At 64.7% G+C, this 13,266-nt stretch carries 14 protein-coding genes; 2 read left to right on the plus strand and 12 right to left on the minus strand.

Annotated elements, in window-relative coordinates:
- Positions 1–16: 16 nt before the first annotated feature.
- The 3 genes from AC1DE1_RS19605 to AC1DE1_RS19615 form a co-directional block, all read right to left on the minus strand.
- The gene (locus tag AC1DE1_RS19605) at positions 17–163 is read right to left on the minus strand and encodes a hypothetical protein (protein WP_199728104.1); all 147 of its coding nucleotides are present in this window, start codon (positions 161–163) and stop codon (positions 17–19) included.
- Between the two features lie 216 nt (positions 164–379).
- Positions 380–823, minus strand: a complete 444-nt coding sequence (locus tag AC1DE1_RS19610) for a hypothetical protein (protein ID WP_477179271.1) — start codon at positions 821–823, stop codon at positions 380–382.
- Positions 824–902: 79 nt separating this feature from the next.
- Positions 903–3,107, minus strand: a complete 2,205-nt coding sequence (locus tag AC1DE1_RS19615) for a TIR domain-containing protein (RefSeq protein WP_477175153.1) — start codon at positions 3,105–3,107, stop codon at positions 903–905.
- Between the two features lie 297 nt (positions 3,108–3,404).
- Here AC1DE1_RS19615 and AC1DE1_RS19620 point away from each other — a divergent pair, with 297 nt between their 5' ends.
- Positions 3,405–5,087, plus strand: coding sequence for a hypothetical protein (locus AC1DE1_RS19620; RefSeq protein WP_477175154.1), 1,683 nt, complete (start codon positions 3,405–3,407; stop codon positions 5,085–5,087).
- 116 nt (positions 5,088–5,203) lie between these two features.
- Positions 5,204–5,449, plus strand: coding sequence for a hypothetical protein (locus AC1DE1_RS19625; protein WP_477175155.1), 246 nt, complete (start codon positions 5,204–5,206; stop codon positions 5,447–5,449).
- A gap of 17 nt (positions 5,450–5,466) precedes the next feature.
- On the opposite strand, the gene AC1DE1_RS19630 is transcribed toward AC1DE1_RS19625, so the two are convergent.
- From AC1DE1_RS19630 to AC1DE1_RS19670, 9 genes are all read right to left on the minus strand, one after another.
- Positions 5,467–5,808, minus strand: a complete 342-nt coding sequence (locus AC1DE1_RS19630) for a ribonuclease E inhibitor RraB (RefSeq protein WP_441604921.1) — start codon at positions 5,806–5,808, stop codon at positions 5,467–5,469.
- Between the two features lie 102 nt (positions 5,809–5,910).
- Entirely contained in the window at positions 5,911–6,327 is a 417-nt protein-coding gene (locus AC1DE1_RS19635) for a VOC family protein (RefSeq protein WP_477175156.1), read from the minus strand.
- A gap of 61 nt (positions 6,328–6,388) precedes the next feature.
- Positions 6,389–6,739: a UBP-type zinc finger domain-containing protein gene (locus AC1DE1_RS19640; protein ID WP_477175157.1), complete on the minus strand. Its 351-nt coding sequence runs from the start codon at positions 6,737–6,739 to the stop codon at positions 6,389–6,391.
- Between the two features lie 41 nt (positions 6,740–6,780).
- A complete protein-coding gene (locus tag AC1DE1_RS19645) occupies positions 6,781–7,248 on the minus strand; it encodes a nuclear transport factor 2 family protein (protein WP_046971766.1) in 468 nt (155 codons plus the stop codon).
- Between the two features lie 90 nt (positions 7,249–7,338).
- Entirely contained in the window at positions 7,339–8,661 is a 1,323-nt protein-coding gene (locus tag AC1DE1_RS19650) for a Xaa-Pro dipeptidase (protein ID WP_441604924.1), read from the minus strand.
- 189 nt (positions 8,662–8,850) lie between these two features.
- Positions 8,851–10,455, minus strand: a complete 1,605-nt coding sequence (locus AC1DE1_RS19655) for a S8 family serine peptidase (protein ID WP_477175158.1) — start codon at positions 10,453–10,455, stop codon at positions 8,851–8,853.
- Positions 10,456–10,933: 478 nt separating this feature from the next.
- Positions 10,934–11,326: a GNAT family N-acetyltransferase gene (locus tag AC1DE1_RS19660; protein WP_477175159.1), complete on the minus strand. Its 393-nt coding sequence runs from the start codon at positions 11,324–11,326 to the stop codon at positions 10,934–10,936.
- Between the two features lie 13 nt (positions 11,327–11,339).
- Positions 11,340–11,591, minus strand: a complete 252-nt coding sequence (locus AC1DE1_RS19665; RefSeq protein ID WP_477175160.1) for a hypothetical protein — start codon at positions 11,589–11,591, stop codon at positions 11,340–11,342.
- 67 nt (positions 11,592–11,658) lie between these two features.
- The gene (locus AC1DE1_RS19670) at positions 11,659–13,257 is read right to left on the minus strand and encodes a S8 family serine peptidase (protein WP_477175161.1); all 1,599 of its coding nucleotides are present in this window, start codon (positions 13,255–13,257) and stop codon (positions 11,659–11,661) included.
- Positions 13,258–13,266: the final 9 nt, after the last annotated feature.

Below are 13,266 nucleotides of genomic sequence, written 5' to 3' on the forward strand. Positions count from 1 at the left end.
GAAATTCTCCTTCAGGTCAGGCGCAACCACGAACCAGCGCGATAAGGATCAGCACAGGGAGCGGGACACCCAGGATCCACAGCAAGACATAGCCAATGCCGCCACGCTGTTTCTGGGCAGGTTCCGCAGACTCATTGGCCTGGCTTTCGATGAGGTCGCTCATGAATACGCTCCAGCAAGACCACGGCAGGCTTGCCGCGTGTGGCTGGACAGTGCGACCGGTTCCGTAGACAACGTGTGAGAAACGCGAGAGATCGATGTGGGCGGCATCACGCCGGTTAACTGGCTTTCCCTGTACGCACGCGAGTCTCGACACCGCATGAAGGTGTTGGCGCAAAGGCCGCCGCGTCCGTGGGCGACCTTGCGCGAGATGGACGGATCAGTTGTTCTTGATCGATGGATGAGGGCTGTTGGACTCGCCGCATACAAAGGTCAACGGCACGCCGTACACCTTGTCGCCAAAGCGCGCGAACAGCTGGTAGTGCCACACGCCTTCGCTGTTCTTGTCGCAATGGTAGTTGTCGATGCTGATCTTCTTCTTGCCTTCGTAGCGCAGATTGCGAAACACCTTGTCGCTCGGTTTGCGCACCAGCCATGAGAAGCCGGGGCTGTGCGGATCGTCGGCGGCGCAGAACTCACCTTCGCTGGCGTTGCCCGATAGCGTCCAGGTAATCGTATGTGGCTGGTCATCGCTGGCGACCTTCTCGAAGGCGTGGTGGTGCTTGCCCTGATTGACCACCAACAAGTTTTCCTCCCGTCCTGGCTTGGGATTGCGATAAAGCTCCACTTCAATATCGATCTTGCTGGGGTTGCTGGTTTTCATGATGAACTCCCGTCGTTGAGAGATTGCGGTTCCCTACCCGATGGTGCTCCCGTACTCTCGACTGCCCCGGTCAGCCTGATCAGCGAACGCCGCTGTTTTGTGCCACCAACTTTTTCTGGAAGACGGTGTTGATGGGATAGGCCACGTGAGCGCGGCGCAGCACGGCCAGCCATTCCGCATCGCGATAGCCGCTGCCCCACAACGCCTGCACCAAGGGATCTGCCTTGGCGGTCTCACCTAGCGCGAGCAAGGCCCGGGCCTGCATCGACAGCAAGCGTGGATCGCCTTGCCCGCTGGGTTGCCCTTGCGCCATCGCTACCACGTCGCGACGCAGCTGCGCGGCTGCCGCCGGATCGGTCGTGGCCGCCGCCAGCAGCAGTTGCGCGGCGCCGTTGGCCAAGACAATCGAACGCTCATGCGGTTGCTTGACCCGCATGGGGCGGAGCGTGTCCAGCGCCACCAGCAACTGTGCGTGCGCGGCGTCGGCCTGCCCTGCTGCAAGCAACTGCGCGGCGTGCTCGGTCTGCGCTTCGGCTTGCAAGCGCGCGAGGCCGGCATCGGTCGGACTCTGCTTGACCAGCGCAGCCGCCAGCGCAAGTGAGCGTGCTGTCAGCGCGTTGGCGGCGGGCAGATCGCCGTTGAGGCGTTTGAGCCGCGCCAGTTGCGCGCAATAGCGGGCCACGTCTTCCTGGAAGCCGCTGTTGTTCGGACTGCTCTTGAGTAGCCCATCGGCGATATCGACCGCCTGTTGCATGTGGCGCATGCCGGTCTCGTCATCGCCGACCAGGGCCAGCGTGCGACCGAGGATGGCGCGCACCGTGAGCATCGAATCGCGCTGGCTGGAGTCGTCCGGATGCTGCGCGGACAAGGCCGTTTCAATCGCATCGTCCGAACCGTACTCCGCGATGGCGCCGGCCAGGTCGCCATGCAGCAACGCCAGCTTGCCGATGTTGTTGTGCGCTCCGCCGAGTTCGGTGGCCCAGTCGGCGCGATCGGGTTTGGCGGCCACCAGCTTGCCGGCCAGCTCCAGCGCGCTGCGGTAGCTGACCAGCGCCTCGTCGAGGCGACCATGCGCCTCCAGTACGTGGCCCATGTTGTTGTCCACGATCTCAAGCTCCAACAGCAGCTCGAGATCGCCTTTGGCATACGGCTCGGCGCGCAGCAGTACGTGTTGCGCTTCTTCAAAGCTGGTCTGGGCGGCATCGAGTTCGCCCTCGAACCAGTGGGCGCGGCCGATGAAGGCCAGGATGCGCGCATATTGCAGCTGCTTGGCCGCGTCGGTGGGCGCCTTTTGCGCAAGCGCGGAGGCGAGCATGGCCGCGGCCCGGTACGAGGCGATCGCATCAGGCAGATGACCTTGTTCCTCGCGTACCGAGCCGATGCGTTCCAGCGCCTTGGCGCGCTGGGCCAATGCCTGCTCGGTGACGTCGGTGGTCGGCATGGCGGCGAAGTATTTCATCGCCTTGTTGTCGACATCTTCCATGATGTCCAGGTGCTCGATGCGATGCAGCTTGTCGTTGAGGTCGCCCAGCATGAAGTCGATCAAGTCTTCCGCCTGGCGCTGCCGGCGCTCGGCCGCCACGCGCGCGACGTCGGCGGCGTGACGTGCCTGCATCGCCACGATCGCCAGCGATGCCGTCACTGCCGCCACCACCAGCGCAGCCGCGGTGATCATGCTCAGGCGCCGATTTCGCCGTTGCAGTTCGCGCTGCTTGAGGCTGTCGAAGCTGATCGCCAGCATGCCGGCGATCAGTTTCAGCTTGGCGTTGCGACGCCCGTCCTTCGAAGCGCGCGCATCCGCGGCGATGGGTTCGGCGGTTTCGCTGCCCAGTTCACCGTTGGCATCGAGTTGAAAGCGCAACGCCGAGACAAAGCATTCCTGTGCGGGATCTCCGCGTTCGCCCGCGTTCGGCTCGCCATCGACGATCAGGCAGAAGATGTTGGCGCTGCGCCCCAGCCGCTTGAACGCGAGCACTTCCTCTTGCACCCAATGCGACGTGGCCGCATACGGTGAACAGATGACGATGAGGTTGGCCGATTGCGCCAGCGCCTCGCGTACCTTGCTGCCCAGATCGGTGGCGCTGGCCAGTTCGTCGCGATCGCGAAAGATCGGCGCGAGTCGCCGCGGCGTCACACCGGCGGCAGTCTGCTTGCCCACCAGGCGCGACGGCACGCGATAGGTTTCCAGCGCCTTGTGCAGCCAGCCCGCCCAGGAACTGTCCCGGTGGCTATAGCTGATGAAGGCGCGGTACCGACATGCCGGGGCCGCCGGAGGCTGCTTCATGACGCCGTGCACTCCCGAGGAAGGCCATGGCCTTCCTGGCCGGGAACGTCCCGCAACCGCTGACCAGCCGGCGCAGAGCCAGACTGGAACGGGTGACGCTCGCCCCTCGCCACCTCCCGGAATGATATCAAGAATGTGATGTACATCACATTTTTGCGGTAGGCTGCGTGTGGTTTCGCGGAGGGGATGCGAGCGGGCCTTCACGCGCCCTTCTCGTCAGGGTGAGCCCCGCCTTGCCTGCACCATGGACACACCACGCGTTCGCTGGTCCGGACCGTGGCTCGCGCGGAGGTTGCCATGACACCTTTGGTGGTCGGCGTCACCAGCCATCGCAACATCGCCGCGGCTGAGATCGAGCCGATCCGGCAACGCCTGCAGGCCTTTTTCGCATCACTCAAGCGCGATTACCCGTCGCTGCCGCTGGTGGCGCTCTCGGCGCTGGCCGAAGGCGGCGATCAGCTCTTCGCGAACGAGGCATTGGCGGCGGGCGCGCGCCTGGTGGTTCCGCTGCCCTTGCCGCGCGACATGTATGTCGAAGATTTCGCCGAGCCCGTGGTACGCGAGCGGTTCGAGGAGCTTTTTCAACGCGCCGATGTGATCCGCCTGCCGCTGCTGAAAAGCCAGTCGCGGGAGGCACTGCAGGCGCATGGCGAAGCGCGTAATCGGCAATATGCGAAGGCCGGCGTGTTCATCGCCAGTCACGCGCACATCCTGGTGTCGATCTGGGACGGCAAGGACTCCGGACGACTCGGCGGCACCGCGCAAATCGTGAAGTACTACCTGCACGGCTCGCTGCCCGGCATCATCGAACATCCGCGCCAGGCGCGGCATATCCTGAGCGGCGGCGACGAGCACCTGCTCTATCACATCGTCTGTTCGCGCGAAGGCGCGCAGGGTTCGGTGGCCGAAGGCCTGACGGCGCTGCAGACCCTCTGGCGCACCGGCGACCACGTAACGCTGCAGGCCGAACCACCGGAAGAATTCGACCTGATGATTCGTCACATGATCGAGTTCAACGACGATTGCGAAACCTACGCGCCGCAGATCGACGCTGCGGCCGGCGAGCATGGCGTGTCACCCGGCGAAAGCACGGAAGCGGTCGATCGGCTTTTTCGATGCGCCGACTGGCTCGCCATGCATTTTCGCAAGCGCGTGTTGCTGGCGCTGCGCGTGACGTACACGCTGGCCGCGCTGATGGGCATCGCCTTCACCCTCTATGCCCATCTCACCCAGCAGAACAACATGATCTATTTCTTCCTGCTGCTGTTTGCGGCAGGCGGCATCGTCGCCGCACTCGCGCGGCGCCGCGAATGGCACCGCAAGTATCTGGACTATCGCGCACTTGCCGAAGGCCTGCGCATCCAGTTGTATTGGCGGCGCGCCGGCATCTCCAAGGACACCGACCACGAGTTTGCGCACGACAATTTCCTGCAGAAGCAGAACATCGAGCTGGGCTGGATCCGCAATGTGATGCGCGCCGTGGGCCTGCAGCCGCCAGCCAAGCCAGAGCCGGACGCGCTGGCCCAGGTCATCAACGAATGGGTGGGCGAACCTGGCCGCTCGGGCCAACTGCACTACTTCGAATGCAAGACGCTGGAGAGCGCAGGCCTGCACCATCTGACCGAAACGGTGGGCTCGATCAGCCTGTGGGTGGGCATCTCCATCAGTGTGTTTCTGGCGATGTTTGCACTCAAACTGCCGGAAGACATCAAGAACACGCTGGTGGTGATCATGGCCGTGCTGTCGATCGTTGCCGCCGTGCGCGAAGCCTATGCATACAGGAAGGCCGACAAGGAACTGATCCGGCAATACCGCTTCATGCAGCGCATTTTCAGCGGCGCCCGCGCGGCGCTCGACCGTACCGACGATCCTGCGGAGAAGCGCGGCATCCTGCGCTCACTGGGCGATGCCGCGCTGACCGAACACGCGGAGTGGACGTTGATGCGTCGTGAGCGGCAGGTGGAGCACAGCAAGTTCTAGCTTGCGCTGGACGCACCTGGTTCGAGGCGGCGTGCCACGAGCGGCGCACATCACAAGAACCGGATGGCCGCCTTCCCTCGCCTCATGGGAACCTCCGAGTACGCCGGAGGTATCTCATGCAACGCACGCTTATGCTCGCCCTGATGTTGTCGCCCAGCTTGAACGCCCATGCCGATTGCGAGCTGCGCTTTGCGCCACCCGAAGTCCGCGCCGCCGCGCTGGCGTTTCATCATCATGCCAGCGAACATCCCCCGGTCTCGACTGACCACGCAGTGCATGCCGCTATCCAGCGGGCACCGCGTGTGCAGCATGCCGATCGAGCTGCGGTGATTGCCCAGGGCGGCCAGGCGCCTTCGCGCTAGCGGCGGACCGCTCCGCCTTACTCCTGCACCACGCAACCCCAGCCATCATTGAGGCCACCGAGCGATTCGGATTCGCTGGCGAGCAGGCTTTCGTAGCCGCTGATGTTGTCGTGCGTGGGCACCATGAAGGGGTGGGCTTGCACTTCCCAGGGGCGTTCCTCATCCGCCTCGTATTCGGAGAAAGACACTTTCTGGCCATTCCTCAGCAATAGCACCGCGAACTTCAGCGCGGCTTCCTCGGTGGGAAAGATCACCGAGAAGTCGATCTCGCGCGCGATCGACAGGTCGTCGCCCTGCTCGGCCATCTGCCGCAGCACGTCGCCGTTCTCGTCGTCTGGAAAGTCCACGTGTTCGTTCATTGCCTGTCCCGTGTGCGTGTAGCGCTGCGCGCTGGTGTGAGCGCGTGGCCCAGTCTCCCGTGGAACGCGCGCAGCGGCAAGCACGCACGTTCCTGCCACGGTCTACGCCGGCACGTTGTAGCGAAATTCCACGCGCGTGCCGCCCGGCTCACGCACGAAACCGTGCATATTGCCCAGCTTGCCCACGGCCTCGGGCGGAAACTCCACTTCCACACCGGGCCACGCGGCCACCCTGGCGAACAGCGCATGCAGCGCTTCCTCGCTGGGCACTTTCAGGGCGACATGGTGAAGACCGATGTTTTTGCACCGGTCGAACGGCTGGTGGCCATCGGTGCCGTCGACCTGCCACAGCGTGAGCACGGATGTGCCATCGGAGACGAACACCGCCGGATACGCGGGATTGCCACCGACCACCCGCCAGCCCAGGCATTGCACGAAGAAGGCCCGCGAAAGCTCGACGTCGCTCACGGTCAAACCCACATGATCGATGCCGGCGGTCAGTGCGTTTCTGTCGTTCATGGGGTTGCATCCATCGTCGATGTGGTCGCGCCAAGTCCGTGCGTGGAAGCCCGGGTGGCGTTCAATGCAGCAGGTCTTCCCAGTTCCTTGGAACCTTGCCGCGGGGCCCGGGCGTGGGTTGATCCAGCGGATGGAAAAGGGGTGGACGCAACTCGGGGCCGTCGTACGCCCGGCGAGTACGGAAGTCATAGAACCACGGATCGTCCGGCTCGAAATTGGCGATCACCGGGTGGCCGGTTTCATGAAAGTGCTTGCTGGCATGCTGGCTGGGCGAGCTGTCGCAACAACCGATATGGCCGCACTGCGCACACCGGCGCAGATGCAGCCACCAGCCGCCGGCCTTGAGACATTCGACGCAGCCTTCGCCGCTGGGTTCGGCATCCAGGTTGATGCCGCTATCCGCATGGGTCATCAGTGGCCTCCTTGATGGTGATCGATGGATGGTGACGGCGTTCAGAAGCCCAGGTCGCTCAGGCTCGGATGATCGTCCGGACGGCGACCAAGCGGCCAGTGATACTTGCGCTCCGACTCGGCAATGCGCATGTCGTTGATGGAGGCATGGCGATGCGTCATCAAGCCGTTCTCGTCGAACTGCCAGTTCTCGTTGCCGTAGCTGCGGTACCACTGGCCGGAATCGTCGTGCCACTCATAGGCAAAGCGAACGGCGATGCGGTTGCCGGCGAAGGTCCACAGTTCCTTGATCAGGCGATAGTCGAGCTCGCGATTCCATTTGCGGGCGAGGAAAGCCTGCGCCTCCTCACGCCCATGCACGAACTCGGCGCGATTGCGCCAGTAGGTGTCGGGCGAGTACGCCAGCGAGACCTTCACCGGGTCGCGACTGTTCCAGCCGTCTTCGGCAAGGCGCACTTTCTGCGCTGCCGTTTCGGCGGTGAAGGGAGGAACCGGCTGGCGAACTTCCATGGCACACCTCGGGGACGGGTTGAGAGCGATACACAAGCTTAGCCTGAGTAACATCCACGTCCCGCGAAGGTTGCCGCCAACCGGCCCGGATCAGCGCTTGATGTCGTTCTTGTCGACGGCGCCGCCCTTCATCACGAAGCTGACGTGTTCCAGTTGCGCAACATCGTTGATCGGATCGCCGCTCACCGCCACCAGGTCGGCGTAATAGCCCGGCGCTACCGCACCCACCTTGCCGGTCATGCCGAGCAGGTCCGCGGCGTTGACCGTGGCCGCCTGGATCGCCTGCATCGGCGTCATGCCCCAATGGGTCATCACGGCGAACTGCTTTGCGTTCCAGCCGTGCGGATAGACGCCGGCATCAGTGCCAAAGGCCATCTTTTCGCCGGCCTTCACCGCGCGCTGGAAATTCTCGCGCTGCAGGCGGCCCACCAGGCGCTCCTTCTCCACCGTGCTGGCCGGGAAGCCCTTCTTGGCATATTCGCTGAGGATGTAGTCGTCGTTGTAGACGTCGAAGTCCAGATAGGTGCCGTGCTGCTTGGCCAGCTTGAGGCCTTCTTCGTCGATCATGCTGCTGTGTTCGATCGAGTCCACGCCGGCGCGGATGGCCATCTTGATCGACTCGGCGCCGTGCGCATGTGCGGCGACCTTCTTGCCCCAGCGGTGCGCCTCGTCCACCACGGCATTCATTTCTTCCTGCGAATACTGCGGCGCACCGACCGATGCCTCCGCGCTCAACACGCCGGCACTGGCCATGAACTTGATCACGTCGGCGCCGTTCTTGACGTTTTCGCGCACGCGGTGACGGATGGCATCGACGCCGTCGGCCACGCCTTCGACGCCGTGGAACTCGATCCACGGCGAGAAGCCGGTGGTGTCGTCGGCGTGACCGCCGGTGGCGCCCAGCGGCGGACCGGAGACCAGCATGCGCGGCCCGGCGATATCGCCGCGATCGATCGCGTTGCGCAGCGCCACGTCCACATAGTCAGGCGCGCCCAGGTTGCGCACCGTGGTGAAGCCGGCATCCAGTGTCCGCTTGGCATAAGTGGGCGAGAGAATCGCCGAATCGATCGAACCGCGCTTGAGCACAGCCTCGTAGTAATCGCCCTTCACCTCGCCCGGGTCGCCGGTGAGATGTACGTGGCAGTCGATCAGCCCGGGCAACAACGTGGCGCTGCCCAGGTCGATCACGTTGACGCCTGCCGGCACCTGGCCGTCGTAACGCACCTCGGTGATGCGCTCGCCCTCGATGATCACCAGCGGGTTGTCGCGCACGGTGCCCGCCTTGACGTCGACGAGGTGCGCGGCGCGCACGGCGACACGCGTTGGTGCCGGTGCCGGTGCATCGTCCGCCGACGCTGCAGCGACCGAACCCAGGCCTAGGACGATGGCGGAAAACAGGGGCAGCAAACGCATGGAGCATCTCCGTGGGCAATGACGATGACGGTGGGCGGACAGCCCGACGCCGCGCGTTGCGCCACGGTCTTGCGATATCCCCCTGCCCGCACCTTACCGTAAAACCTCGTTCCGTCACCCGTGACGGATGGCGCATGGCAGGCGCGTGGAAAGCGGGACCGATGCGGGGAACATCGGCCCCGCGGTCGATCAGGGCTGGCTACCGGCCGCCTGCACGGCGGCATAGGCGTTGACGATGCCCGAGCCGATCGGCTTGCTGCCGCTTGGCGTCACGTGCGGCACCGTCGCCGAGGACTTCAGCAACTGGGTGACCTGCGCCGGCGTCAGCAGGGCCTTGCCGAGCGCGACGCGATAGCTCTGCATCAGCGCCACCACGCCTGCCACGTGCGGCGTGGCCTGCGAGGTGCCAGCCATTCCGCCATAGGTTGCCGTGGTCGGCGTGGTCGTGCCTGCATTGATGGTGGACCAGATGAAGCCAGTGGTGGCCTGCGTGCCGCTCGATGCGTCGTTCTTGTACACGCCGCCGCCAGGTGCGGCCAGCGTCACGATCTTGCCGTAGTTGGAGTAATACGCGCGAGTACTGGTAACGCCGGTGGCGGCCACCACCACCGCACCTGCGCAGCTGGCCGGGGAGAAGTTCGCGGCATTTGCGTTGCTGTTGCCGGCGGCCACCACCACGCTGGCACCGCGACCGATCGCACCCGTGATCGCCGTGCCCAGCACGCTGCTCGACGGGCAGGTGCCCGATCCACCCAGGCTAAGGCTGAGCACTTTCGCCGGATGCGCATTGGCAGGCACGCCCGACACGGTGCCGCCGGACGCCCAGGTAATGGCATCGGCGATGTCGGCGTTCGAACCGCCGCAATGACCCAGCACGCGCACCGGCACCACCTGCGCGTTGAAGGCGGTACCCACCATGCCCGTGCTGTTGTTGGTGATCTCGCCACCTGCCGTACCGAATACGTGCGTGCCGTGCCAGCTGCTGCTCTCGGCGGGCTGGCCCGAGCCGCACTGGTTCGCCGTGGTCCAGTCGCCGGTATCCCAGCCGCCAGCCACGCGGCCGTTGGTGGAGCGGCCCGACACGGCTGCGCTGGTGATGAAGTCATAACCTGCGTTGGCGAGCGAGAGATTGAGGTCCGGGTGATTGGTGACGCCGGTATCCAGACTGGCGATCGTCACGCCGGTGCCATCGGCCAGCGTCCATGCCTGCTGGATGTTGGCGGCGCCCCAGTTGGCGACGTTTGCGTTGAGCGTGTTGTCGAAAAACGCCGCGCCGCTGGGCGCCAGGTAATCCCACTGGTAGGCCCCGTAGTACTGGTCATTGGGCACCGTAAAGGTGGCGGCGCCCGCTGGGCGAATGCCGTCCACGCGCTTGAGCATGTATTCCGGCTCCACGAAGGAAACCGCGGGGTCGGCGGCGATCTGCCGGATCAGCGTGGCCGCCTCGGTCGCTGAAAGCGCGCGGTCGGTGTGCACCAGATCGGCACCGGTGGCCAGCCTGCGCTCGTATCGCACGGCGAGCGCACGCGGCGCGGCGAGCGTTCCCGCGCTCAGTTTTGCGCGCGATACCGCCACGCCCACGTTCTGCACCGCCATGGCAGCGTTGCTGCGTTCGGCGCTGCCGTCCTTGTACGTGATGATGAAACCGGTATAGCTCTGATCGCTCTGCAATGGACTTACATCGAAATTGGCCGAGGGCGGCGGCGACGTGCCGAACTCGGCGGCAGACGCGGAGGCAGACAGTGCCATCAGCAGGGAAACCACCAGCCAACGCTTGTGAGTATGACGTTCCATTTCGAACTCCCCATGCTTGGGTTAGGTCGAAGTGATCCCGTGACGTCCTGTCGGGATCCCACCGTGGCGGCGCCTCGATGCGTCGAGCCTTCGACGTTGATGTTTACCGCGATCGCGGGAGTCATCCATGACCCGCCGCCAAGACAAGACGAACCCGCGCCGCGCGTAACGCAGCGAATCAACGAAACCGGTAATCCCCACCGCCAAGGCAAACGCTCACCGCTCCGGCGGCTCCAGGAGCCGCCAGCAACGTAGGTCACTCATGGGTGGCGCGCGCTTGTTGTCCCCTCGCACAGCCACGTCGCATGAAGATGCGACCGTGCCATTGATTCATGGCATCGGTGAAGGAATCGCAAATAATTGCCGTCACCGGCGCGGGCATGCCACGCTTATGTGATCAAGTTCACACAAGCGATGCGCATCGACGGTCGCGCCTGCAGGGCACCGCGCCAACCCGTGAAGAGTGGTGCGTCATCGCTCAGCTTCCGCGGCGGCAGCGCTCCATCGCCACGAGTGACGGCTGAAATCCCAGGGCGGAAAAGAATTCGGCCGCGCCATCGCGCCCAGCGCGAAGTACCCAGGTGATGTCCGGCGTGTCGCGCGTGATGTGCTCCACCAACGCTCGCCCAACGCCCTGCCGGCGATGCCCCGACGCCACGACCACCATCGACAGATAGCCATTGGACAGTCCGTCCGTGATGGCACGTGCGAAGCCAATCACCGCGCCGTTGTCCATGCAGACGGCCGTGCGCTGGGACTGTTGCAGCAACTGGGCAAACCGCGGCGCGTCCTCCACGCGATGCGCCCAGCCGTTGGCGGCGAGAAACAGGCGGATCGGCTCGACATCTTCGGGCAATGCATCTCGGATCATGGATGAAGCTCTCTTATTCGCCCGGGTGATAGCTACGCTCGACGTGCGACTTCAGATAGTCCGCCCAGGAATACATCGCACGCAAGTCGCCTGTGCTGTAACGCTCGGCCTCATCATTGAAGCGCGGCGATGCCTGATGGTCACTTTCGCCACCCGACGTGATATCGCGGACCTTGCCGCCAAACTCCACCGCGGCGACGAAACCTTGATCACTGTTGCCACTCTTACTGTAGCCGCGGTGCGTGCCCGTCCCCCGACGACTCACAACAGGCGACAGATACGAAACAAGCGGTGAGCGGGACCGATGCGGGAAGCATCGGTCCCGCCGTTGATCACGGCTGATTACCGGCCGCTTGCACAGCGGCATAAGCGTTGACGATGCCCGCACCAATCGGCGTGCTTGGGCTGGGCGGCACGTGCGGCACGGTGGCGGAGGACTTCAGCAGTTCCGTTATCTTCGCGGGCGTCAGCAGGGCCTTGCCGCGTGCAAGGCGATAGCTTTGCATCAGTGCCACCACGCCAGCCACATGCGGAGTGGCCTGCGAGGTGCCTGCCATGGTGCCGTAGGTAGGCGTGGTGGGTGTCGTGGTCCCGGCGTTGAGCGCGGACCAGATGAAGCCCGTGGTGGTCTGCGAGCCACTCGATGCATCGTTTTTGTACACGCCGCCGCCGGGCGCCGCCACCGTCACGATCGACCCGTAGTTGGAGTAGAACGTACGCGAGCTGGTAATGCCGGTGGCTGCCACGACCACCGCACCAGCGCAGCTGGCCGGCGAGAAGTTCGCGGCGTTGGCGTTGCTGTTGCCGGCGGCCACCACCACGGTAGCGCCGCGGCCGACCGCACCGGTGATCGCCAGGCCCAGCACAGTGCTCGACGCGCACTTGCTGGCTCCGCCCAGGCTCAGGCTGAGCACTTGCGCGGGATGCGCATTGGCCGGCACGCCCGGCACGCTGCCGCCCGACGCCCAGGTAATGCCATCGGCAATATCCGCATTGGTACCACCGCAATGACCGAGCACGCGTACCGGAACCACCTGTGCACCGAAGGCCGTACCCGCCAGGCCGACGCCGTTGTTGGTCTTCTCGCCGCCTACCGTGCCGAATACGTGCGTGCCGTGCCAGCTGCTCTTGCGTGCGCCCATGCCGCACTGATTCACCGCGGGGATCCAGTCGCCAGTATCCCAGCCACCGGGCACGCGGCCATCGGTAGCGCGGCCTGAGGTAGCGGCGCTGACAATGAAGTCGTAGCCGGCGTTGGCGAGCGAGAGGTTCAGGTCCGGGTGGTTGGTAACACCGGTGTCGAGGCTCGCGATGGTGACGCCAGAGCCACTGGATAACGCCCATGCCTGCTGGATGTTGGCGGCGCCCCAGTTGGCGACGTTCGCGCTGAGCGCGCGGTCGAAGAAACCCGCGCCATTAGGCGCCAGATAATCCCACTGGTAGACCGCGTAATTGGGGTCATTGGGAGCACCGAAAGCCATCGCACCGTCCGGCCGCAGGTCTTCAACGGCCTGGAGCATGTATTCCGGCTCCACGTAGGCAACGGCGGGGTCGGCGGCGATCTGCCTGATCAGCGTGGCCGCCTCGCCTGCCGAAAGCGCGCGGTCGGTATGCACCAGATCAGAGCCGGTGGCCAGCTTGCGGGCGTAACTCACCTTGAGCGCTCGCGGCGCGGCGCGTGTTCCCGCCGCCAGCTTCGCGCGCGACACCGCTGCACTCACGTTCTGCACCGCGATCGCGGTGTTGCGGCGTTCGGCGCTACCGTCCTTGTAGGTGACGATGAAGCCGGTACAGCTCTGATTTTTCTGTAGCGGGCTCAAGTCGAAGCGATCCGAAGGCGGCGACGCGCCCGTGTTGCCCGCAGAGGCGGACGCGGACAGCGCCATCAACAGGGAAACGATGAGCCAATGCTTGCGAGTATGACGTTCCATATGAACTCC

Source organism: Dyella sp. 05T440, assembly GCF_056395965.1.

Coding starts and splice junctions, on each gene's coding strand:
- AC1DE1_RS19615 (WP_477175153.1), bottom strand. CDS start 3,107: ATGAAGCAGCCTCCGGCGGCCCCGGCATGTCGGTACCGCGCCTTCATC.
- AC1DE1_RS19650 (WP_441604924.1), bottom strand. CDS start 8,661: ATGCGTTTGCTGCCCCTGTTTTCCGCCATCGTCCTAGGCCTGGGTTCG.
- AC1DE1_RS19660 (WP_477175159.1), bottom strand. CDS start 11,326: ATGATCCGAGATGCATTGCCCGAAGATGTCGAGCCGATCCGCCTGTTT.
- AC1DE1_RS19640 (WP_477175157.1), bottom strand. CDS start 6,739: ATGACCCATGCGGATAGCGGCATCAACCTGGATGCCGAACCCAGCGGC.
- AC1DE1_RS19655 (WP_477175158.1), bottom strand. CDS start 10,455: ATGGAACGTCATACTCACAAGCGTTGGCTGGTGGTTTCCCTGCTGATG.
- AC1DE1_RS19625 (WP_477175155.1), top strand. CDS start 5,204: ATGCAACGCACGCTTATGCTCGCCCTGATGTTGTCGCCCAGCTTGAAC.
- AC1DE1_RS19635 (WP_477175156.1), bottom strand. CDS start 6,327: ATGAACGACAGAAACGCACTGACCGCCGGCATCGATCATGTGGGTTTG.
- AC1DE1_RS19605 (WP_199728104.1), bottom strand. CDS start 163: ATGAGCGACCTCATCGAAAGCCAGGCCAATGAGTCTGCGGAACCTGCC.
- AC1DE1_RS19610 (WP_477179271.1), bottom strand. CDS start 823: ATGAAAACCAGCAACCCCAGCAAGATCGATATTGAAGTGGAGCTTTAT.
- AC1DE1_RS19645 (WP_046971766.1), bottom strand. CDS start 7,248: ATGGAAGTTCGCCAGCCGGTTCCTCCCTTCACCGCCGAAACGGCAGCG.
- AC1DE1_RS19670 (WP_477175161.1), bottom strand. CDS start 13,257: ATGGAACGTCATACTCGCAAGCATTGGCTCATCGTTTCCCTGTTGATG.
- AC1DE1_RS19620 (WP_477175154.1), top strand. CDS start 3,405: ATGACACCTTTGGTGGTCGGCGTCACCAGCCATCGCAACATCGCCGCG.
- AC1DE1_RS19630 (WP_441604921.1), bottom strand. CDS start 5,808: ATGAACGAACACGTGGACTTTCCAGACGACGAGAACGGCGACGTGCTG.